This is a genomic window from Methylobacter sp. sgz302048 (genome assembly GCF_052162025.1).
Taxonomy (GTDB): domain Bacteria; phylum Pseudomonadota; class Gammaproteobacteria; order Methylococcales; family Methylomonadaceae; genus Methylobacter.
Map to the genome: position 1 here is coordinate 3,503,823 of NZ_CP197401.1, position 20,950 is coordinate 3,524,772.

Below are 20,950 nucleotides of genomic sequence, written 5' to 3' on the forward strand. Positions count from 1 at the left end.
TTTTGGTCTGATGGCAGTGGGACTATCAACATCATCACGTAGTTCAGGTTGAGTTCAGGCAATTAGGCCACATTTAACTAAACTTAAAGCTATATGAATAAAAAATTAACGTAAAAATGAGGACTAAAAAAGAATGAAGACGCCTGCGGTGTCACCAGCCGTTAAAAAAATCAGAACTTATCTGGGTGCGAAAGACCAATTAAATGACACGATCATCCGGTTACGCTTGTACCTTCCCGAAGAAGGTTATGACTATTATGCCGGCCAATGCCTGACGCTCTATAACAATGAAGGCGTCGGGCGCATGTATTGTCTGTCCAGCGTACCGGGACTCGATGACTTTCTTGAATTACAGATCAGCCTGACATCGCACGGCGCGCTGATTCCCTGGATTTATGGAGAACTCCAGGTCGGCGATCAGGTAAGGATCAGTCCCGCATCGGGCGACTGTTTCTATCTGCCCGGCGATCTCAGCCAGCCCATTATGCTGATTGGCACGGGCATTGCACTGGCGCCTCTATACGGCATATTGCGCGATGCGCTGATAAAACACGGGCACAAGGGCGACATCCGCTTATTTCATCAGACGCACAGCCCCGACGAATACTATCTGATTCCGGAGTTGATGGCGCTGCAGACGGAATACCCGAATTTCAGCTACACCCATTTCATCCACGGCAAAAGTCCCGTTAACGTAGCGCTCGATGTGCCTGAAAAGTCAACCAGCGAAATGGCCTTCGGCACGATTGAAGACTTGTCCCTTTGGCAGTTATTTCTCTGCGGTGATCCGTCTGTCATTAAGGAGGTCAAACAGGATGCCATTCTTTTGGGCGCTAAAGAAAACAACATTTTTGAAACGCCTTTTGCCATGCCGAGCGACTAAAAACCGCTCCGGCATCAGGAATCGGATGCATAAGCGCTCGATGGCGATAATGGCTATTCCTTTTGTATCCGGAAGACATGCACTTTCTTCCGACCAGCCTTAACATAATAATGCACCGACTCATAGACAGCCTCAACTTCAATCTCATTATTATTGAGCTGGATCGCTCTGCAGCGGCATTTATGCCGCGCATCAAAAAAATCAATCTTTCCGCAGCGACTCTTTTAGGCTACAGCGAACAAGAACTGATTGATAAGCCCTTGAATATCGTCTATTCCCCCGAAGCACTCCCGGAATTGGAGCAAACTGTCCAGGCCTGTTTGACCGGCGCAACCCCGGCCAAGAATCTGGAATGCGACATCATCACGAAAGACCACAACAGCATTCAGGCACTGGTTTCGCTGTCCGTCCTGCCCGACCAGGATGCAAAAGACATCAATATCGTGCTTCTGATTCACGATATCAGCGACAGAAAGCGCATCGACAAGGAGCTGTTCATGATGCACCGGGCCTTGGAGCAAAGCGCCAGCGCTGTCGTCATCACGGACACGAGCGGCCGCATTGAATACATCAACCCGAAGTTCAGCGAGCTTACCGGCTACGCGCCGGACGAAGTGCTGGGCCAGAATCCCAGAATACTGCAATCCGGCGCGACCTCTCCGGAGCAATATCAGGCCATGTGGGAAATGCTTTTTGTCAAGGGCGAATGGCGCGGCGAAATCAAAAACAAAAAGAAAAACGGCGAGGTTTACTGGGCCTATGAAAACATCAGCGCCATCAGAAATATGCAGGGAGAAATCACGCATTTCATCTCCGTAGCGGAAGACATCACGCTACGCAAGGAAGCCGAACTGGCGCTAAGCGAAAGCGAGGAGCGTTTCCGGCAAATGGCGGAAATAGCCGGCGAATGGCTGTGGGAGCAGGACCCCGGCGGTTATTACATTTATAGCAGCACAGCCGTCAACCAGATCCTCGGCTTTAAGCCCGAAGAAGTTATCGGCAAACACTATACCGAACTGTTAACGGACCGGGATAAAGCCGACCTACAGATCTACGTTGCCGTGCGCGAGCCTTTCCGCGCCTTGACCAACCATTACCGCCATAAAGACGGTCATGAGGTGCTGACCGAATCGACCGGCCTGCCGCTGTTCAATGCCCAAGGGAAACTGATCAAATGGCGCGGCGTCGACCGCGACATTACCGCCCAGAAACATTTTCAGGATGCTCTGATCGACAGCGAGAAGCGCACGCGCCTGATCATCGAAAGCTCCATCAACGCCATCGTGATCATGGATGACAAAGGCCTCATCACGGACTGGAATCACCGTGCCGAAAAAATGTTCGGCTGGCTCCATGATGAAGCGGTAGGCCAGCAGCTTAAAGACTTGATCATCCCGCCGCGGTTCCGCAATGCGCATCAGAAAGGCCTAGAACATTTTTTACAGACCGGCGTCGGCCCTTTACTGAATCGCCAGTTCGAACATGTGGCCCTGCGCCGCGACGGCTCCGAATTTCCTGTCGAACTCAGCATTTCCCCCCTGAAGCTGGGCAATACCTATATTTTCAGCGGCTTCATACACGACATCACGGACCGCAAGGCCGCGGAACAGCAGATCCGCCAGACCCAGGTCAAACTGGCGATCGCCCAGAGCGAAATCAAAATCGCCCGCCAGATACAGGCATCCTTGCTGCCGACGTCATCGATCAAATCGGAGCATTTTGAAGTCACCGGTTTCTGCCTGCCCGCCAATCAGGTCGGCGGCGACTATTTCGACTATTTCATCCGCAATGAAGACCGCCTGGACATGATCATTGCCGATGTTTCGGGCCATTCCATCGGCCCCGCCCTGTTCATGGTCGAAGCCCGCAGCGCGATCAGGACGCGCGCCGCCGGGCTGGAAACACCGGCCGAGACGCTAAGGCTCCTCAATAAATTCCTTTACGAGGACCTGGACAATTCGGACTACTTCATCACCTTGTTTTACCTGCAATACGATATTCGCAGCCACCAGCTACGCTTTGCCAATGCCGGACACCCGCCGCCCCTGCTGTTCAACCCCTCCGAATCCGAATGCCGGCAGCTTGACGCCGATGGACTGATACTGGGCATACGGGAACAGGTCGATTTCGAGGAAAAGACCACGATGCTTGCGCAAGGCGATCTAATCCTGCTGTATACGGACGGAATAACCGAAGCCGAAAACATCCAGGGAGAATTTTTCGGCCTGAAACGCGTCAACGACATTCTGATTCAATACGCAGAGCAGTCTCCTCAAATGATTATTGAAGCCCTGCTCGAACAGCTGAAACAATTCAGCCAGACTGAATCATTCGAAGATGACATTACGTTGATGATTTTCAGGCGCAGTTAGGATGCTAGGCATTGAATGGTTCATGACCCCTTGCTGCCTGTCGCATTAATTGATTGAGAGTCTGCTCTCTATCAGTTAGCGGACTCCCAGTTTCCCCAGCTGATTTATACTTTTCGTATGGATCTCAACTACATGCCATAATATCTGGATCTGTTTATCACTCGATTTTAGGATGATAGGCTGTTAACAACCTTGCCTAATACCATAGATTTGTTGCAGAAATGACTCGAAAGACTGAAGATATAGGGAAACCGTATAATAATTACTTGTTAGCGCTTTCGACAAGGGGGAGCAAATGAGCATGAACGCTTTTTTCAAGTCTTTTAGCCGTGACCAGATCAATGCCATGTTCGAGGACTATTCGCTGATAGATGAGTGGGTGTGGAAGGCGGACAAATCGTTGCATTCCACTGATGTGGAAACAGCCTGGGATGTTCTGTCGAACGTTCTGAGCGGTACAGGCTTCCTGGCCACTGCCCAGATAGACCGCGTCCTCAGCAATGGCTGTTCCATCATTACGCCAAAGCACGTGAAGGAACAGCAGCAGGGACTTTCCAGGTGGTCGCATGAGGAAGTCTTGGAGGGGCTTCGGAGGCTTGATGGAGACGAGAATATCTATCACCTCGATGTCTTTTTCGACGACGGTGAAGAGTATCTTCTCGAGCAATTCGACAAGTTGGTGGCGTTCTATGCGAAGGCAGCCGAGAACGATCTGGGAGCAGTGTTCTACTTGGCCTGATGACGAGTTGTTGGACCATCTGCGCTCGAAATATGGAGCCTAGAATTTTGGGGTCAGATGAGACCTGAGCGGGTTTGTCGCCTGGTAGGGTTCGGTAGCCAAAGAGGCGCTAACAAATCGCTGCAGTCGAGCAGTCGACACGTCCGAAGCAGTCATAAGGCTAATCTCAAGTATTAGACTCTAAATATGAACCTCAATTGCAAACTTATTGGACTGTTGTATTTATTCATAACTATCAGTGCTACCGCTGCTGAAAGAGAATTCCAGAGCGTTGCTCAATTCTTGGATACTCTATCTCCCGCTCCCATATGGCAGGTCGTAGAAGGAGATCTTGATGGTGATGGCTTTGATGATCGAGCCATCGTTACTCACCAGCCAAATAGCGAAGTTCTGCCAAAGTTATATGTACTTCTTCAAAATCGAAGTGGCAGCTTTCGCCTGGCCCAAGAATCGCAGACCGCCGGCTATCACAATGGCGCAGTAGAGTTGGCCATAAAAAATGGGAGTCTATATATCACCCTCGAAGCGATAGAAAGCACGACACAAGGAACACATCAGTTCAAACTCTATCGAGGTGAATGGCGATTAATTGGCATGACTCATAGTACCTACGACTCTGCCGATCTAGGTCCGGAACATGGAGCACATTTCCTTAATCTCGATTTCAATGTTTTGACTGGCGACATTATTTCTAAACGTGAGTCCAAAAAGGGAGAACGGATTACGCGAGATAAGGCGATCGTAAAACCGTGTCTGCTTGAGAATTACAATTTCGATTTTTATTTCTGCATAGCCGATTGGAAAATGAGGAAAGGTGTTCCTGTTTCGGTGTATATGGTGCCAAATTGAACCGGATGCCATTGCCTAACAATCCGGTCAATTGGACCGCTGAAGCCATCGTCGTTTGCACCAATCGCCTCGCGCGGCAGCAGGCTACATTCCTTGTTCAGCGAGCAATTTGTGACCTATAGCAGGCGCTGAAAAATGCACAAAGACCAGTAGAAATTGGCCGAACTGAGATCATCACCGTTAAATTTCCTCCAAACGAATGCTTGAAACGGTCAAATCAAATTCAGCATTTTACACATCAGTTATTGAGATTATTCCGTCAATTCCCCAAGGCGCCGGCAGAGTTCAATGACATCGGCCTCATCCTGATAAAGACCGAATCCGAATCTCAGCCGAGGCCCTCTGCGGTCTATCAAAATATCATTATCGTTCAGAATTTGCAGGCATTTGTCGGCGATTTCCAGAGAAGCCGCCTCGAAAGTCAGAAAATGCCCGTGCCAGTCCGGAACCGGATCAAACAAAGGCGTCAGCGACCAATTCTGACAGAAAGCTTGAGGCAAGTTGTCAAGAAAGGCCTTTTGCAATCCTGCAACATAACTGTGAATCCACCGGATATCGAGTCCTTGCGATTCGAACAAATCCCAGACGGCGTTGAAACGATAAAACCCGCTCGGGTCCTGTGTCGAACCCATGAAGGCCATGCCGTCATCCGGGTAGCCGACTTCTCCCCCGGCCGGCCTGGACAGTTGCGCAAACTCGGCATACCAGCCCGTATCGGCCGGACGCCAGTTGCCTTTCGGAACGACCATAAAACCCACGCCCTCGCCGCCCTGGCCGTATTTGTAGCCGCCGCCCAGATAGAAAATTCGCCCTTCCAGTCTGGACAAGTTGCAGGGAATGGCCGCGAAACCGTGATAGCCATCGACGACAAAAAGCGTCGAATCAGGCGCCGCCGCCACCAGCGATTCAATGTCGCCATCCGTCAGGGCCCCGCCCGAATCGAAGAAAACCTGGCTCAGGAAAACCAGGTCGTAATCTCTGGCAAGCTCAGAGCGCATATCATCCAGAAAAGCCGCCCTGTCCCGAAGAAAATCCGCCGTATCGACCTGGCGAATGGTAATCTCAGGAATTTCCATCAATCTCAGAAACTGCCGGCGCCAAGAGTGAAATTCGCTGGTTGTGGTAAGAACCCTCAAGCTTTTCCTGCCCAGAAACAGCGACAGCAGCCGCACGGAAAGCTCATGGGTATTGGGCGCCAGCGCGATTTGCCGCGCCTCTTTCAGCCCCAGGATTTTGGCGATATGGTCCTGCGTTTTCGGAATCGTTTCGGAGAAAATCCTGTCCCATTTTTCATCGCTAAGCACGGCGCAATCGTCCCAATAAGCGATCTGGGCTTCACGGCTGACATCGGGCCAGAAATGATGGGAATGGGCGCGGAAATGCAATTTGCCGGCATGGCCTTTCAGGAACCGGCTGTAAAACCGTTTAGGATTGGCGGGCGTCATAGACGATATCCAGCTGGTCCTTAATGGCCTTTGGCAACGCCGGCGCCAGGGATTTTGGCATCAGAAAGGTCGCCAGATTGAACAGGTCCAGAAAGGCGCGGTTTCTTTCCGTGGTCGATTTCAGGTATTCCTGTCCTGAAGAGCCGCCGGTTCCGATTTTGGTGCCGATTATCCTGTGCACCATGAGCGCATGGCGAAAACGCCAGGTCGTGAATTTCTCGTCGATTTCGACCAGAGAACTGAGAATTTCAAAAGGCATCTGCAGCGCAGGATAATCGCGATACAGAAAAATGAACACGGCCGACAGCATTGCCTTCTGCGACAGCCTGAACCGGCCTTGTGCCCGCTGCCCGGCAAATTTATCGGCATCCAGCAGCGTCGCGAAAGTTTCGCGCGTCGTTTCCAGGTTTTTCAGCTCCATCGCCCTCAAAGGCTCGTCCAGTCCCGGATTGTTCAGGATGATCTCATGATCCTGTTTGAGCATTTTATGTACGGCCAGCTCGTACTCGCCCCAGAAATCATAGTCTTCAAACCGGGAAAAAGGCATGCGCGCGAGCCATGCCTCCAGCAGTTCAAAAATGCCGACTTTACTTTCTTCCTTCTCCAGCGCCTGCCTGTCTTCCGGTTTGAGGCGGGAATTGATGAATTGCTTTTCAATGTCCATCCGGTGTTCGGACCTGATGCCCAGTACCGCTTCCACCAGGCGGAACTGCAGGCTCTGAAAGCCGGAGGCCGGCACCAGATAATCCCTGAACTCCATGAAGTCCAATGTGGTCATGGTCTCCATGACCTGAATCTGATCGATCAAAACCTGCTGAATGGCAGTGACTCTTTCCAGCCGGGCATTGATCACGTAAAGGTCCGTGGACGGCACAAACGGCTGCGCCATGATCTCGCGGATGGAATTCAGCTCATGCAGAATCTGCTTGAACCAGAGCTCATAGGTCTGGTGGACGACGATGAACAGCGTCTCGTCATGGACTTCTTCGCCGTATTTCGCGCTTTCGGGCGCCTGGGCGTTCAGGATTTTAGGCAGTTGCAGATAATCGCCGTAATAAAGCGGAGGATGGATTTTCATAAAAGCCTTACCCATAAATTAAGGAACTCCCGGCCCGGCTGCCCGGAATCCCAGCATCATGTATTGTTACAACTTTGGCCGCTTACTGAACGAATAGGTTCCTGTTCGGGAATTCTGAAGCGATCTCCGATCGAATGAATTCGACCCGCGTAATTATTCCTCGATTATGCATTCATCCCCGTAGCATTTATTAACCTCGACGGTGATATGCGAAAGCCTGTGAAAATCCTTCAGCAGCGCCTTGTAATATTGAGGCGGCCTGGGCGTATGCGAGACGACCGACAAAATGATCGCGTAGTGTTTGGGGCCCACGCGCCAGATATGCAGGTCTGAAACGCGGTTGTCGGCATCGCTCTCTATTTTTCTCTTGACGGCTATTTTATAGCCTGGATCGATGCTTTCATCCATCAATACCGGGCTGCTCTCTTTCATGAGACCGTAAGACCACTGGATAATGATCATCCCGCCGACTATCCCCATGACCGGGTCCAGCCAGGTCCAGCCGTAATACTTTCCCGACACCAGCGCAGCAATAGCCAGCACGGACGTCAGCGCGTCAGCCAGCACATGCATGTAAGCGGCTTTGAGATTTTGATCATGATGGTGGTGGCCATGCGCGTGATCATGATCGTGATGATGGGAATGGTGCTCTTTCAACAGCAGGGCGCAGATCAGATTGATAAACAGGCCAAAAGCCGCGATAGCGATAGCATCGTCAAATAGGATGATGCGAGGCTTCAGCAGACGCTCTGCCGATTCGATCAACATCATCAAGGCCACGACACCCAGTGCGATGGAGCTGGCGAATCCGCCCAGAACACCCACTTTGCCGGGGCTGAAGGCGAACGTGTCGTCGTCGGCATGGATGCGCGAATAGCGATAGGCGATGATCGTGATCATGAAGGCCGCCACATGGGTGCCCATGTGCCAGCCGTCGGCGAGCAGCGCCATCGAACCGAACAGCGTGCCGGCCGTAATCTCCACGACCATGGTCAGGAATGTGAGAACCAGAACCTGTTTGGTCCGTCTTTCGCCTTTTTTATGAATGACTGCAAAATCATGATGATGCTGCAAGAGTTTAAGTGCGCGAGCATGCATTACTGATATACCTGTTTTTTTGAGAAACTGAACAACCGGCAGCCGATGCCGGTGATAACTATTTAACAGGCACTATGAATTTTTCAGGCATCAGCGTCAAGTCCTGACAGACCAATAAATGCAACTCAGGATACATGCCCGCCACGAAGTTCGCGCAAAAACCTCAAAGAGCTTCCGGCCCTTCGTGGTTTAGTCAATAAGGCTTAAGCAAAGCTATCGCTACAAACGCTTCTACGCCGATTTTTTATAAGGCGGCAAAAAACCGGCGGCATCGAGCAGGTCTCTCACATCGGCATAGAGAATTTCCAGGCCCATTTTCTTGCAGAAGCGCTTTTCCTTGTCGGTCGGATTTTTATTCAGCACCCAGCCTTTAGGCTCGGCTGCCCCATAAATAATATCGCTCATGACCATGCGCTCGGAATCGCGGTTCAAAGGCATGCCGATCAGCAGGTACTGCTTCTGCTTGCGGTACTCCTTCAGAAACTCGGGAATAGCAAAGCCGCCCATCAGCTCGGTGATGTAATCGACATAATCGGCATCCGAGGCTATATAGCTGGCCTCGGGCCTAGGCGTTCCCATCGGCTTGAATAAAATCGGCAGGCGCGGGTCGACCTGCTCCTGCGGAATCTCGAAATAATCGCTGCCGTCGAAATGATACAGCTTGTAGCGATGCGGCTGGGCGGCAATTCTTGCGATACCCACGATCAGCGTATGCTCGTCATCTTTATAACTGTCCTGCAATTGAATATCGCGATTGATGTCGATGACATAAGCCGGCCGCCACTCTTCCAGCCAGTCGTGCAAAGCCGCGCGCGTCCATTCCGTTTCGCCATAGACCTTGGTGAGAAACTGGCTCAGAAAATTCCTGCCCCGCTTTAACTCCTGGTTCATGGCCGCCCTGGGAAACTCGTACATGAGTTTGGGCGCCATAGGCTGGCCATTGTTCATGGCTAGAATCAGGCTGGTGCTGTCGGCCGGCATCGGCTCGCCGGTCTTTTTATTCTTTGCATCGAAAAGTACGCCCGGGCCTAAATAAGGCACGATTTTATTCTCGTAAAGACCGCTTAATATTTCGGAAAATATATTGGAAGACATGATTAACTCCTTTAAGGCTTATGTGTATCGGTACTTAAGCAAGAAGCAATCCAATTGCTGTTAATCAATTTTTACCCATAAATAACAATAATTTAAATTCACTCCCCAATGGCGTGATGTCAGCTTTTTCTCATTGTGGATTGTTCTGTTCGCGACATTTCCGACAAATCCCAGCTAAAAAGGTACGCATTGCGTACCCTACGGAGTTACAGGCAGCCTTGTAACCTCTGTGAACAAATCTACATAAACCCTACAAAATGTCCGCAATACTACGCAGAAACAGCCTGCCGCAATTCTCATTAAAAACATAGCAATCAATGACTTAACAAGACATTCACCAATTGGCACGCCCCTTGCTCTATACCCTTGCGTAATCAACCACAACGTTCTATGTAAGGAGAAAATCATGGCATTACGTCAATGTGCAATTTACGGTAAAGGTGGGATCGGCAAATCCACTACAACACAAAACCTGGTCGCCGCGCTGGCTGAAGCCGGCAACAAGGTGATGATCGTGGGCTGTGACCCGAAAGCCGATTCCACCCGTTTGATCCTGCACTCCAAGGCGCAAACAACCATCATGAGTCTGGCGGCTGAAGCCGGCAGCGTTGAAGACCTAGAACTGGAAGATGTAATGAAAGTCGGCTTCGGCGGCGTCAGATGCGTTGAATCAGGCGGCCCAGAGCCCGGTGTCGGCTGTGCCGGCCGCGGTGTAATCACGGCCATTAACTTCCTCGAGGAAGAAGGAGCTTACGATGATGAACTCGATTTCGTTTTTTATGATGTTCTTGGGGATGTTGTGTGTGGCGGCTTTGCCATGCCAATCCGTGAAAACAAGGCGCAAGAGATTTACATCGTCTGTTCGGGCGAAATGATGGCCATGTATGCGGCCAACAACATCGCCAAAGGCATCGTCAAATACGCCAACTCAGGCAGCGTGCGTCTGGCCGGCCTGATCTGCAACTCTCGCAATACAGCACGTGAAGATGAGCTGATCATGGCGCTGGCTGAAAAAATCGGCACCCAGATGATTCACTTCGTGCCGCGCGACAACGTCGTGCAACGCGCCGAAATCCGCCGCATGACCGTTATCGAATACGATCCGAACGCCAAACAGGCCGACGAATACCGCCAATTGGCGCTGAAGATCCGCGATAACAAGAACCTCATTATCCCGCATCCGATTTCCATGGATGAACTGGAAGAATTAATGATGGAATTCGGCCTGATGGACGAAGAAGATGAATCCATCATCGGTGTAGTGGCCGCAGCAGAGTAACCGTCCCGCAATACTGGAGGGCGGTGCCTCCGCTCTCCAGTCCTAAAACTTGTCTGTTGGGGGATTGCCCACGGCATAAGTAGGAGAAACAACATGGCAGCAATGACAAGAGAAGAGACCGAAGCGCTCATACAGGAAGTGCTTGAAGTCTATCCGGAGCAAGCGAAAAAAGACCGCGCCAAGCATCTGGCGGTCAATGACCAGTCGCTTGAAAAATCGAACAAATGCATTACCTCGAACCGCAAGTCCCAACCCGGCGTCATGACCATCCGCGGTTGCGCTTATGCCGGTTCAAAAGGGGTGGTCTGGGGTCCGATCAAGGACATGATCCACATCTCTCACGGCCCGGTCGGCTGCGGCCAGTATTCACGCGCCGGCCGCCGTAACTATTACGTCGGCACGACCGGCGTCAATACTTTCGGCACCATGAACTTCACCTCCGATTTCCAGGAAAAGGACATCGTGTTCGGCGGCGATAAAAAACTCGCGAAGATCATGAATGAAATCGAAGAGCTGTTCCCGCTCAACAAAGGCATCAGCATTCAGTCGGAATGCCCGATCGGTTTAATCGGCGACGATATCGAAGCGGTCGCCAAAAAAGCCAACAAGGAAATCGGCAAACCCGTGGTTCCGGTGCGTTGCGAAGGCTTCCGCGGCGTATCGCAATCCTTGGGCCACCATATCGCCAACGACGCCATCCGCGACTGGGTTCTCGACGGTAACGAAGGCAAAGAAATCGGCTATGAAGTCTCCCCTTACGACGTAGCGGTTATCGGCGATTACAACATCGGCGGCGATGCCTGGGCTTCACGTACATTGCTGGAAGAAATGGGTCTGCGCGTCGTGGCACAATGGTCCGGCGACGGCACCATTGCCGAAATGGAAAACACGCCCAGGGTAAAACTGAACCTGATCCACTGCTACCGTTCGATGAACTACATCGCGCGGCACATGGAAGAAAAGTACAACATCCCCTGGATCGAGTACAACTTCTTCGGCCCGACCAAAATCGCCGAATCGCTGCGCAAAATCGCCGCGCACTTCGATGAAACCATCCAGGCCGGCGCGGAGAAAGTCATCGCCAAATATCAGGCCGAATACGACGCCGTGATCGCCAAGTACAAACCGCGCCTGCAGGGCAAACGCGTCATGCTCTACGTCGGCGGCCTGCGCCCTCGTCATGTGATCGGCGCCTATGAAGACCTTGGCATGGAAGTGGTCGGCACCGGCTATGAATTCGGCCACAACGACGACTACGACCGCACGATCAAGGAAATGGGCAATGCAACGTTGCTCTATGACGACGTCACCGGCTACGAATTCGAGGAATTCGTCAAGAAAATCCAGCCGGACCTGATCGGCTCCGGCATCAAGGAGAAATACATCTTCCAGAAAATGGGCATCCCGTTCCGGCAAATGCACTCCTGGGATTATTCCGGCCCTTATCACGGCTATGACGGCTTCGCCATCTTCGCCCGCGATATGGACATGACCTTGAACAACCCCTGCTGGAAACAAGTGAAAGTGCCCTGGAAAACGGCTGAAAGCGATGCGGTAGCCGTGGCGGCGAGCGCCTAATACGGAGGTAGGGTACGCACTGCGTACCTTACCCGCTGGTACGCGATGCGTACCCTACGTGAAAATTTGGAAATGGTGCGCGTGCGTACCCTATCAATTCTCAATATGTCGTCCACGGATTAGTGGCGCACAGGAGATTATTTATGAGTCAAAAAGTCGAAAACATACAACCCAGTTATCCTTTGTTCAGAAACGATGACTACAAGGAAAACCTGGCTAATAAACGCGCGCTTTACGAAGAACGCCACCCTCAGGAAAAAATTGACGAAGTATTCGAGTGGACGACCACCAAGGAATACCAGGAACTCAATTTCAACCGCGAAGCCCTGACCGTTAACCCGGCAAAAGCCTGTCAGCCGCTGGGCGCTGTACTCTGCGCACTGGGCTTTGAGAAAACCATGCCTTACGTGCATGGCTCGCAAGGCTGCGTAGCTTACTTCCGCACCTACTTCAATCGCCATTTCAAGGAGCCGATTGCCTGCGTGTCCGATTCCATGACCGAAGACGCGGCCGTTTTCGGCGGCCAGAAAAACATGATGGCGGGCCTGGAAAACGCGAAAGCCCTGTACCAGCCCGACATCATCGCCGTATCCACCACCTGCATGGCCGAAGTCATCGGCGACGATCTGAACGCCTTCATCAACAACGCCAAGAACGCCGGCCATGTCGAACAGGATTACCCGACGCCTTACGCACATACCCCAAGCTTCGTCGGCAGCCATACCACCGGTTGGGACAACATGTTCGAAGGCATGGCCCGCTATTTCACGCTGAACCACATGGATGACAAGAAAGTCGGCTCCAACGGTAAGATCAACCTGGTGCCGGGTTTTGAAACCTATCTGGGCAACTTCCGCGTCATGCACCGCATGATGAAGGAAATGGGCGTCGATTACTCGCTGCTGAGCGATCCTTCCGAAGTGCTCGACACGCCGGCCGACGGCACCTTCCGCATGTACGCGGGCGGCACCACGCAAGCCGAGATCAAGGACGCGCCCAACGCCATCGACACGCTGCTGCTGCAACCTTGGCAATTGGAAAAAACCAAGAAGTTCGTGCAAACCACTTGGAACCAGCCGGCCACCGCCATCAACATCCCGATGGGCCTGGAATGGACCGACCAGTTCCTGATGAAAGTCTCCGAACTGACCGGCAAGCCGATCCCTGCATCGCTGGAACTGGAACGCGGCCGTCTGGTGGACATGATGACCGACTCGCACGCCTGGCTGCACGGCAAGAAATTCGCCCTGTACGGCGATGCCGATTTCGTCATGGGCATGACCAAATTCCTGCTCGAAGTGGGCGCTGAACCAAGCGACGTGCTGTGCAACCACGCCAGCAAGCGCTGGCAGAAAGCCATGAACAAAATGCTGGCCGACTCACCTTACGGCGTGAACACGCAGGTGCATATCGGCAGAGACTTATGGCATTTCCGCTCCTTGATGTTCACGAACAAACCGGACTTCATGATCGGCAACTCATACGGCAAATTCATCCAGCGCGACACCGTTTATAAAGGTGAAGAGCATGAAGTGCCGCTGATCCGCATCGGCTTCCCGATCTTCGACCGTCATCACCTGCACAGAATGACGACGCTTGGTTACGAAGGCGCCATCTACATGCTGACCACGCTGGTGAATGCCGTGCTGGAGCAACTGGACAAGGAAACCAAAGGCATGGGAACAACGGATTACAACTACGATTTGATCCGTTAATAGGTAGGGTACGCATTGCGTACCTTCTCGGAGTCAACAGACTTTGGAAACGGTACGCGGTGCGTACCCTACGATTGAAACCTCAAGTGCCAAACGTTTCGAACGGGGCAACATGCCCCGTCCAGCTATGCCTAACCGTGCTGACTGATGTTACGACGGGCACTCTGTCCCGTTTGCCGCGCCGAGCACCGGAGCTTTTAACAGATCAGGCCCGTAGGGGCGCGGCAGGGATGCCGCGCGTTGCCAAAGGGACAGGAGTCCCTTTTGGCAACCCCTGTTAAAAGTGAGGAGCGCAGGATGCAAGCGGCAATCGGGCGGCCTTTTCTTTGGTTACTTTCTTTTGGCCGCGCAAAAGAAAGTAACTCGCCTTCGGGTGCGAACAACCCGATTAAAACAACAGTCGCGTAAGCGACACAACAACGGAGAACCCGATGCCCAGCGTCATGTTGAAGAAAAACGGAGAAGGCAAACTGGTCTTCTATGTACCCAAAAAAGATCTGGAAGAAGTGGCCGAATCGATCGAATTCGACCGCCCCGACAAATGGGGCGGCGAAGTCGTGCTCGGCGACGGCTCGAAATACTACTTCGAGCCGATGGACACACCGCCCGCCTTCCCCATTACCCTACGCGCAAAACGTTTAGATGATTAAGGAGTTTAACCATGGCCTTGTATATAGTTGAAGCTGACTGTATTTCCTGCGGCGACTGCGAGCCGGTCTGCCCGACCACTTCCATCAGCGAAGGCGCCGTCGTTTTTAAAATCGACGCCCGAACCTGCACCGAATGCGTAGGCGATTTTGACAAACCCCAATGCGTCAAAGTCTGCCCGATAGACAACTGCATTTTGCCGCTTACGGCATAAGTCCATGTGCCGGAACGCGATTTCACGGGACTGGCTTTGCGTATCGGGCTGGCGACAGGCGCCATGCCCGGTACCGACCGCATCCGATTCGATTAGGGGAGCTACGGAATGATAACGGTGGAACAAACTCGGGAAATTGCCGGGAAAATCGCCCAACTGGGAATCAATGAAAGCGTACTTGCTACACTCAGGCAAGCCTATCCAGGCATTCACTTCACCTACTGCATGGACGACGACATTCCCAATAACGAGCCGGTGCTGACGCACGACGATTTCAATCTGTACCTGGTCGACGGGCGTGAGCACTGCCTGTGCCTGACCAACAACCCTGAAGTCGCGACCGGCATCGTCGTCGCCGAAATCATCCCCGATTAGATCATGTCCGCTACAGAAAGCCCTGTCACGCTACCCATCGCCGACTGCAGCCTGTGCCCCTTCCGCGGCAAGACGCTGCTGGCCGGCCGCTGCATGCCCGGCGATACCTGCGTGCTGGCCGAAAGCGGCCGGCAGATCGACCGGTTTTTCCGCGTCAATCCGGCTTACGCCGAACATTACCTGCACGACAGATTCTGGGAGCGGCGCGCCATTGCCGTACGCTATGCGCCGCAGAAAGCGCTGGCCGAACTGATCCATGACGAGGACGAAGTCGTCAGGCGTGCGGTAGCCTACCGCCTGCCCGTCACACAACTGCACCCGCTGATCGACGATCCGGACCGCGAAGTCAGGATGACCGTCGCCGACCGCATCGCGTCCGCGGATCTGGAAAAAATGGCCAACGACCCGGACTATATCGTCCGGCTGACCATTGCCAAGCGGCTGCCGCAGGGCCGCCTGTTCCGGTTCATCCGCGATGAAGACCTGCAGGTGCGCAAGCTCGTCGCCGAACGTCTGCCCGAAGTCAGCTTAGGGCTCATGGCGAACGATGAAGCCCCCGAAGTCAGGCGCATCGTCGCCGAGCGCATGAATCCCGCCGATGCCGTCCTCCTGCTCGACGATTCCGACTGGGTCGTACGCTATACGGCCGCCCAGCGCGTGCCTCCGGAAGCCTTGTCAAGTCTGCTGGACGATCCGGAACCGGATGTCCGCGAGGCCGCACAGAAACGATTGAATCATGACTCCCAGGCAGCGCATGGGAATGACAAACCGGAAATTTAAGCATGTCCGTACCCCCATTACACCCTGACAAACCCCAACTGGACGGGCATCAGCTTGCAGAAATCTGCAAAACCGCCCTGCCCGACGATGAGTTCCTGCTGGCTAGAATCCAGGCGCTGATCCCCGACTATCCTGTCCGTCTGGCCGCGATCGGCGGCGAATGGTACCGCATAGGCGGCATCGTCGACAGGAATGGCAGACGCATCGCCGCCAACCTGATCGAGTGGGCCGAGCGTACCTTCATCGAATGCGGCCGCGATTTGCAAACCTTGATCGAGCATACACTGGAACAGAACCTGATCGCTACCCGGCAAATCGGCAATACGCTATACATCGTCATCCAGACCGGCCGCAGAGCCGAGGATTTCATTCAGCTGGAAATCGACAAGACGCACGAGGTTTCCGACCGGTTGCTGGTCAGCCCGCACAAGCCGCCGGAAGACCTGGAAGAATTTATTGATCCTTTAGAGCCTGAATGGCTGCAGTCATTCAGCATAGGTACGGCCCGTTACACCTATCGACGTAAAACTGACGTGCCGGTTTTCATGGATGAAATCAATAAATACCACAACGACGAACACCCGGCCCGGCGTTTCCTGCACGACTGGAACCGCAGCAGCGCCGGCCAGAAAGCCGTGTTCTGCGAAGACTGGTTCATTCGCCCCCATCAGACGATCGGCCGATTCGGCGAACAAATCATCAGCGTTGAAATCATCAACACGCAGAAAAAGAACCTCCCCCGGCTGGACGCTATCGCCGGCAAGAAAGGCAAAGCCCTCAACACCGCGCTGACGCGCTTCGACCGGCAGGCCGGCTATCCGTTTGCCTGGTTCTTCCACATGCTGAAAGGCCAACTGGTCTCCCCGCAGACGGGCGCCGCCGTCTTTCAGGACATCAGCGGCGATTTCGCCTACCTGCCGGTACGCGATGCCGCCGTGCTTCAAGACTGGATAGAAACGCCCTACAGCGTCTACTCAGGGCCGGCTTCGTACGATTTTTAACACCGAGTGCCCGCACTCACTATCATCATCTTCAATAGATTAGGAGAAAAATACAATGGCAATTGCAGACATCAAGGCATTTTCAGAAAAAGCGAAAGCCGACCCTGAATTAAAGGAGAAGCTACTTGCCTGCATGAAAATAAAGGAAATCTTAGGGCTCGCCAAAGAGTATGGCTTCGAACTGGACGAAGTGGAATTGTACCCACCCAACGAACCGCAATTCACGGCAGAGCAGCTTTCCGAAAGAATGGTCAAGGCTCTGCTCAGAGCTTAAACGGCGCCACAAGGGCGACCGGTGATCGCTCTTTTAAACGCCCATGTAGGCTAGGTTGAAGCTTTAGCGGAAACCCAGCATAAACAGTTCCGAAATGCAGGGTTTCTCAAACCTGTTCAGCCACCGAACCAAGTGGTTTTAAAAACTGTGGGGACGACTTTGCCTAGAACGCCTACTGTTGGCAGTCGCCCCACAGGCTTTCGTAAGTCCTGCCAATTCTATTATGCACACTAACACATCGAAAACAGGTATAACCTCAGCCTAAATAATGCTGCCTAGAGTATTTTCCGCTAGGGGGGAAAGGATTACCGAAGTGTTAAATTTGCGTATCGGGTTCTAGCCATAAAATACGACTGCCCAGCAAGCTTTTGCACTCTGTGCCCATCCAATGCACCGCAAGCCTGACAGGTACGCAGTGCGCATCCTACTCGGCTTCCTTGCCTTCAGCTTTCCTCTCCACAGGGCCTTCTGATGATTTACGGGTCTTTTCAAAGTCCTCGGGGTTGTAAATGCGATATACATCATAAGGCACGACAACCGTATCGAAGACAGTCGTTATAGGCAGGTCCACAACCAGAATGGCTGTTATCAACCCCTTGATCCAATCCGGCTCCGAGCGCCTGCTGCTGAATATATCCCCCATCTCGTCCACGGCTTTCCGAGGGCCGGGATAGACTGTCCATTCCTGGTTGGGGATTTCATTCCTGGCGCGAACGCTGGAGCAACCGAATAGGTCGATGCTCAGCAAAACAACCACAGCCCATCTTCCAACGTTGGATTTCATCGCTTTTACCTTCTAATCAATAGAGGTGACACCCTTGTGGATAAGCCGAACTTACGGAAATGGGATGGATGGCATTCCCATCCCGAAGCAACAAACCAAGGCACAATAAGCGGCAGTCCTGAACCAGGGCGGTTTGCCGGCAACACGTCTCAAACCGGTTGTCTGTTTTGTGAGACCTGTCAACGTCGCCTTCGGTTCGATACAGTCCGTTAAAAATAGAGCGATATCGCCGTGAATGTTAAGTTCCTGGCCGGATGTTCAATCCGATCAAGGCCATCTGGGCTGAGTTGGAACTTTAGCGTAACTCCGGCATAAGCATCTTCGAAATGCCGGAGTTACGTCAGCCTGAAAATTCCGGGCTGCCGAGAAAATCGGGACGTGCGCCGTTTCTGCATCGCTCCCAGTTAGTAGTGTTCCTCAAGGCTGCTTATGTCCCTATGCGGCCAATCATGAGGAACTACTGCAGATTGCGCTTATCGAATGCTCCAGGCAGATAAAAGCTGCTAATGCCAGTACTCAGTCAATCCTAACTTGACGGATTTACCTCAAGCCTATTTACAGACTTCTCAATACAGACTGAGTACTAGAACTTGCCAACAAGCTGTCCTGCGGCATAGCCGGACAATATTGTCTTTATCCGGCTTTTAAGAAACTAAGCGGCGGGTATTTCCTACCCTTCAGTGCAGCATCCGCTACAGATAGCGGCTGAAAACCAAAAGGAGAAAACGATGGCATCCACCTTTCATTCTGTTTCTCTCATGACGCTTGTCTCTGCGGGCCTCCTGACGGCCTGCAACCCGAAAACTGAGGCGCCTCAGCATCCGTCCGGCAAGGAAAAGACAACGAAAACCGAGATGCTTGAATCGGGAGCGGCCATTTTACAGACCGACTCGCCTTTGCAGCCCATGAATATCTATCTGGACGGCTTTCATGCCGATAAAAACAATCCGGCTCATCAAATGGAGGCCCACCATTTCTGCCGTCAGGTTAATGAAGATTTCGCGCAATGCGTCCTGTTCGACGGCAATACCCGGCAGGCGAACCTGATCGGCATCGAATATATTATTTCGGAAACGTTGTTCGAATCCTTGCCCGAGCAGGAGAAACAATACTGGCACCCGCATAATTACGAGATTCTGTCCGGCCTGCTCATTGCGCCCGGTATTCCCGGCATAGCGGAAAAGGAGCTGATGAAAGGCAAAATGAACAGTTACGGCAAGACCTGGCACGTGTGGAACTCTGCCCCGTTTGGAAAAGCCGGCGACAAAATACCGTTGGGAGAGGCCACGCTGGAGTGGTCATTCAACCAGGACGGTGAAGCCCTGCCCGGCCTGGTCGAAAAGCGCGATCAACATATGAAAGTCAGCGCCAACGAGAAACGTAATGAACGTGCTGAATTAAAGGCCCAAGCCAAGCCACAGGCCGGCGTCGATGCACTGAAAGGCAAATTTCCAGGGCAGACACGCCCGCTGCCCAGCGTCGAGGATAAAAAGGCAGCGAGTCCGAAATAGCCGCATCTCAAAATCCCGCGCAGGCTGTGCTGGAGCTTTAGCGGGAATCCGGTATGGGCGGTTTCGAAACGAATTTGCTAACAAAATAATTTCGGCTTTGCGGAACACAGCTGGATCAGAAGTGTCTCTTTTTACCAGCCCGGTCTCTACCGAGCTGTGGTACTCAACGAAATAATTAAGTTATTCCTAAAGAAATATTGATAAGTTCAAGGGCGAACGATGGTTCCGAATGACTCGTTCCGCAATCGCTGAAAATCCTGGAACGGGGCGTTATCGAGCTGAAGATTTTTAGCCCCCGATAGCGGCAGCATCGAGTGTTTTTGCCTGAATCTGCGTGAACAGCATGGGAGCAGAATGATACGGACGCAGAACGAACCGGAACCGCTGAAAGGCTAGGGTTGCCGCGTAATTTTTGCCGTTTGGTTGGGTATTGAAATACCTAAAGCAAACTTTTGCAAACTCATCAATGAACTTCCTGTGACTATGAAAACATTGCAAAAAACTATCCTCGTCGTATTTATGTCAATAGCACTGGTTTTGACAAATTATGCCGTCTTCGCGGAGGTTGATGTTCCTGTTTCTACAACCAAAGAAGATGGAAATAAAGTCGTTACCGGAGTAACTGTAAACAAGAGCCCGAAAGCCAGCTCATCACCATTGACCGGTGGCTGGATTGAATCAAAAAAAGAAGATTCGTTACGTAAATTAGATGTTAATAAAGATGGAACCGTATCTATAAGTGCGCAGCAAGGCCAATATTCAGGTTCGGTTAAACATTCGCCGGATACCGGGAATTCACTAAAGCTCGGCGTGGGCAGCGAACGCGATAAACTCTCCGGTTCGTTCAGTCATTCCTTAGACACGGGACATAGCTCATATGGTGTAGGTGTTGGTCATGACAAGTATTCAGGTTCAGTTACACATTCACCAAGCACGGGTGATAGCTCGCTAGGGGTTGGCGTTGGCAGTGAATTTGGTAAATTCTCAGGTTCCGTCAGCCATTCTTCAGACACTGGCAGTTCTTATGGCATTGGCTGGAAAGCAGCCTGGTAGTAAAGATTAAACGACTTATGTTCGTTCAACGTCAGCCCTGAATGAGGTTGACGGTCATGCAGGCTGGGCTGGAGCTTTAGCGAAAACCCAGCCTGCCGTGCTGAACTTTAAAGAAAAATGAAATTTTCAACATCGGGCAAAATGCCCGCTTTCAAAAGGTAATTTTCTCTTTCAAGCCC

The 20,950-nt window shown here is 52.3% G+C and carries 20 protein-coding genes; 15 read left to right on the forward strand and 5 right to left on the reverse strand.

Annotated elements, in window-relative coordinates:
* Nucleotides 1-133: 133 nt before the first annotated feature.
* The 4 genes from ACTNE6_RS15475 to ACTNE6_RS15490 all read left to right on the forward strand — a co-directional run bounded on the left by ACTNE6_RS15475 (nucleotide 134) and on the right by ACTNE6_RS15490 (nucleotide 4,843).
* On the forward strand, nucleotides 134-883 hold the full coding sequence (locus tag ACTNE6_RS15475; RefSeq protein WP_442497375.1) for an oxygenase: 750 nt from the start codon (nucleotides 134-136) through the stop codon (nucleotides 881-883).
* 110 nt (nucleotides 884-993) lie between these two features.
* The gene (locus ACTNE6_RS15480; RefSeq protein WP_442497376.1) at nucleotides 994-3,255 is read left to right on the forward strand and encodes a PAS domain S-box protein; all 2,262 of its coding nucleotides are present in this window, start codon (nucleotides 994-996) and stop codon (nucleotides 3,253-3,255) included.
* Nucleotides 3,256-3,550: 295 nt separating this feature from the next.
* Entirely contained in the window at nucleotides 3,551-3,994 is a 444-nt protein-coding gene (locus ACTNE6_RS15485; protein WP_442497377.1) for a DUF1877 family protein, read from the forward strand.
* A gap of 186 nt (nucleotides 3,995-4,180) precedes the next feature.
* On the forward strand, nucleotides 4,181-4,843 hold the full coding sequence (locus ACTNE6_RS15490) for a hypothetical protein (RefSeq protein WP_442497378.1): 663 nt from the start codon (nucleotides 4,181-4,183) through the stop codon (nucleotides 4,841-4,843).
* Between the two features lie 251 nt (nucleotides 4,844-5,094).
* Here the strand turns inward: ACTNE6_RS15490 and ACTNE6_RS15495 are convergent, their stop codons facing one another.
* The 4 genes from ACTNE6_RS15495 to ACTNE6_RS15510 form a co-directional block, all read right to left on the reverse strand.
* Nucleotides 5,095-6,288, reverse strand: coding sequence for an aminotransferase class V-fold PLP-dependent enzyme (locus tag ACTNE6_RS15495; RefSeq protein ID WP_442497379.1), 1,194 nt, complete (start codon nucleotides 6,286-6,288; stop codon nucleotides 5,095-5,097).
* Nucleotides 6,269-7,366 (reverse strand): tryptophan 2,3-dioxygenase family protein, encoded by a 1,098-nt coding sequence (locus ACTNE6_RS15500; protein ID WP_442497380.1) that lies wholly within the window; start codon nucleotides 7,364-7,366, stop codon nucleotides 6,269-6,271. Before ACTNE6_RS15500 ends, ACTNE6_RS15495 begins: the two co-directional genes overlap by 20 nt.
* Nucleotides 7,367-7,519: 153 nt before the next feature.
* Entirely contained in the window at nucleotides 7,520-8,464 is a 945-nt protein-coding gene (dmeF, locus tag ACTNE6_RS15505) for a CDF family Co(II)/Ni(II) efflux transporter DmeF (protein WP_194972101.1), read from the reverse strand.
* A 231-nt stretch (nucleotides 8,465-8,695) separates the two neighbouring features.
* Complete coding sequence (locus ACTNE6_RS15510; RefSeq protein ID WP_442497381.1) at nucleotides 8,696-9,559, reverse strand: SIR2 family protein; 864 nt, start codon at nucleotides 9,557-9,559, stop codon at nucleotides 8,696-8,698.
* A 406-nt stretch (nucleotides 9,560-9,965) separates the two neighbouring features.
* Here ACTNE6_RS15510 and nifH point away from each other — a divergent pair, with 406 nt between their 5' ends.
* The 9 genes from nifH to ACTNE6_RS15555 all read left to right on the forward strand — a co-directional run bounded on the left by nifH (nucleotide 9,966) and on the right by ACTNE6_RS15555 (nucleotide 17,423).
* Nucleotides 9,966-10,838: a nitrogenase iron protein gene (gene nifH, locus ACTNE6_RS15515; protein ID WP_442497382.1), complete on the forward strand. Its 873-nt coding sequence runs from the start codon at nucleotides 9,966-9,968 to the stop codon at nucleotides 10,836-10,838.
* A gap of 93 nt (nucleotides 10,839-10,931) precedes the next feature.
* A complete protein-coding gene (nifD, locus tag ACTNE6_RS15520) occupies nucleotides 10,932-12,416 on the forward strand; it encodes a nitrogenase molybdenum-iron protein alpha chain (protein ID WP_194972098.1) in 1,485 nt (494 codons plus the stop codon).
* A gap of 143 nt (nucleotides 12,417-12,559) precedes the next feature.
* Nucleotides 12,560-14,131, forward strand: coding sequence for a nitrogenase molybdenum-iron protein subunit beta (gene nifK, locus ACTNE6_RS15525; protein WP_442497383.1), 1,572 nt, complete (start codon nucleotides 12,560-12,562; stop codon nucleotides 14,129-14,131).
* Between the two features lie 431 nt (nucleotides 14,132-14,562).
* Complete coding sequence (gene nifT / locus ACTNE6_RS15530; RefSeq protein WP_331817093.1) at nucleotides 14,563-14,781, forward strand: putative nitrogen fixation protein NifT; 219 nt, start codon at nucleotides 14,563-14,565, stop codon at nucleotides 14,779-14,781.
* Between the two features lie 11 nt (nucleotides 14,782-14,792).
* Nucleotides 14,793-14,993 carry a 4Fe-4S dicluster domain-containing protein gene (locus ACTNE6_RS15535; protein WP_194971326.1) on the forward strand — a complete coding sequence of 67 codons (201 nt, stop codon included), beginning with the start codon at nucleotides 14,793-14,795 and terminating at the stop codon, nucleotides 14,991-14,993.
* A 108-nt stretch (nucleotides 14,994-15,101) separates the two neighbouring features.
* Nucleotides 15,102-15,368 (forward strand): DUF6129 family protein, encoded by a 267-nt coding sequence (locus ACTNE6_RS15540; RefSeq protein ID WP_442497384.1) that lies wholly within the window; start codon nucleotides 15,102-15,104, stop codon nucleotides 15,366-15,368.
* Nucleotides 15,369-15,371: 3 nt separating this feature from the next.
* Complete coding sequence (locus ACTNE6_RS15545; protein WP_442497385.1) at nucleotides 15,372-16,148, forward strand: 4Fe4S-binding leucine-rich repeat protein; 777 nt, start codon at nucleotides 15,372-15,374, stop codon at nucleotides 16,146-16,148.
* Nucleotides 16,149-16,150: 2 nt separating this feature from the next.
* Nucleotides 16,151-17,149, forward strand: a complete 999-nt coding sequence (locus tag ACTNE6_RS15550) for a hypothetical protein (RefSeq protein WP_442497386.1) — start codon at nucleotides 16,151-16,153, stop codon at nucleotides 17,147-17,149.
* Nucleotides 17,150-17,204: 55 nt separating this feature from the next.
* Complete coding sequence (locus ACTNE6_RS15555; protein ID WP_194971330.1) at nucleotides 17,205-17,423, forward strand: Nif11-like leader peptide family natural product precursor; 219 nt, start codon at nucleotides 17,205-17,207, stop codon at nucleotides 17,421-17,423.
* Nucleotides 17,424-17,847: 424 nt separating this feature from the next.
* On the opposite strand, the gene ACTNE6_RS15560 is transcribed toward ACTNE6_RS15555, so the two are convergent.
* Nucleotides 17,848-18,207: a YceK/YidQ family lipoprotein gene (locus ACTNE6_RS15560; RefSeq protein WP_442497387.1), complete on the reverse strand. Its 360-nt coding sequence runs from the start codon at nucleotides 18,205-18,207 to the stop codon at nucleotides 17,848-17,850.
* A 728-nt stretch (nucleotides 18,208-18,935) separates the two neighbouring features.
* On the opposite strand from ACTNE6_RS15560, the gene ACTNE6_RS15565 reads away from it, so the two are divergent.
* Together ACTNE6_RS15565 and ACTNE6_RS15570 are read left to right on the forward strand one after the other, a co-directional pair.
* Nucleotides 18,936-19,718, forward strand: a complete 783-nt coding sequence (locus ACTNE6_RS15565) for an OBAP family protein (protein WP_442497388.1) — start codon at nucleotides 18,936-18,938, stop codon at nucleotides 19,716-19,718.
* A gap of 483 nt (nucleotides 19,719-20,201) precedes the next feature.
* Nucleotides 20,202-20,771, forward strand: a complete 570-nt coding sequence (locus tag ACTNE6_RS15570) for a hypothetical protein (protein ID WP_442497389.1) — start codon at nucleotides 20,202-20,204, stop codon at nucleotides 20,769-20,771.
* Nucleotides 20,772-20,950: the final 179 nt, after the last annotated feature.

What these genes read in the sequence shown, in the direction of transcription:
- ACTNE6_RS15500 (WP_442497380.1), bottom strand. Translation starts at nt 7,366, where the DNA reads ATGAAAATCCATCCTCCGCTTTATTACGGCGATTATCTGCAACTGCCT.
- ACTNE6_RS15495 (WP_442497379.1), bottom strand. Translation starts at nt 6,288, where the DNA reads ATGACGCCCGCCAATCCTAAACGGTTTTACAGCCGGTTCCTGAAAGGC.
- ACTNE6_RS15560 (WP_442497387.1), bottom strand. Translation starts at nt 18,207, where the DNA reads ATGAAATCCAACGTTGGAAGATGGGCTGTGGTTGTTTTGCTGAGCATC.
- ACTNE6_RS15540 (WP_442497384.1), top strand. Translation starts at nt 15,102, where the DNA reads ATGATAACGGTGGAACAAACTCGGGAAATTGCCGGGAAAATCGCCCAA.
- ACTNE6_RS15550 (WP_442497386.1), top strand. Translation starts at nt 16,151, where the DNA reads ATGTCCGTACCCCCATTACACCCTGACAAACCCCAACTGGACGGGCAT.
- ACTNE6_RS15535 (WP_194971326.1), top strand. Translation starts at nt 14,793, where the DNA reads ATGGCCTTGTATATAGTTGAAGCTGACTGTATTTCCTGCGGCGACTGC.
- ACTNE6_RS15565 (WP_442497388.1), top strand. Translation starts at nt 18,936, where the DNA reads ATGGCATCCACCTTTCATTCTGTTTCTCTCATGACGCTTGTCTCTGCG.
- ACTNE6_RS15485 (WP_442497377.1), top strand. Translation starts at nt 3,551, where the DNA reads ATGAGCATGAACGCTTTTTTCAAGTCTTTTAGCCGTGACCAGATCAAT.
- ACTNE6_RS15510 (WP_442497381.1), bottom strand. Translation starts at nt 9,559, where the DNA reads ATGTCTTCCAATATATTTTCCGAAATATTAAGCGGTCTTTACGAGAAT.
- nifK (WP_442497383.1), top strand. Translation starts at nt 12,560, where the DNA reads ATGAGTCAAAAAGTCGAAAACATACAACCCAGTTATCCTTTGTTCAGA.
- ACTNE6_RS15475 (WP_442497375.1), top strand. Translation starts at nt 134, where the DNA reads ATGAAGACGCCTGCGGTGTCACCAGCCGTTAAAAAAATCAGAACTTAT.
- ACTNE6_RS15480 (WP_442497376.1), top strand. Translation starts at nt 994, where the DNA reads ATGCACCGACTCATAGACAGCCTCAACTTCAATCTCATTATTATTGAG.
- ACTNE6_RS15545 (WP_442497385.1), top strand. Translation starts at nt 15,372, where the DNA reads ATGTCCGCTACAGAAAGCCCTGTCACGCTACCCATCGCCGACTGCAGC.
- nifD (WP_194972098.1), top strand. Translation starts at nt 10,932, where the DNA reads ATGGCAGCAATGACAAGAGAAGAGACCGAAGCGCTCATACAGGAAGTG.
- nifH (WP_442497382.1), top strand. Translation starts at nt 9,966, where the DNA reads ATGGCATTACGTCAATGTGCAATTTACGGTAAAGGTGGGATCGGCAAA.
- ACTNE6_RS15555 (WP_194971330.1), top strand. Translation starts at nt 17,205, where the DNA reads ATGGCAATTGCAGACATCAAGGCATTTTCAGAAAAAGCGAAAGCCGAC.
- dmeF (WP_194972101.1), bottom strand. Translation starts at nt 8,464, where the DNA reads ATGCATGCTCGCGCACTTAAACTCTTGCAGCATCATCATGATTTTGCA.
- nifT (WP_331817093.1), top strand. Translation starts at nt 14,563, where the DNA reads ATGCCCAGCGTCATGTTGAAGAAAAACGGAGAAGGCAAACTGGTCTTC.
- ACTNE6_RS15570 (WP_442497389.1), top strand. Translation starts at nt 20,202, where the DNA reads ATGAAAACATTGCAAAAAACTATCCTCGTCGTATTTATGTCAATAGCA.
- ACTNE6_RS15490 (WP_442497378.1), top strand. Translation starts at nt 4,181, where the DNA reads ATGAACCTCAATTGCAAACTTATTGGACTGTTGTATTTATTCATAACT.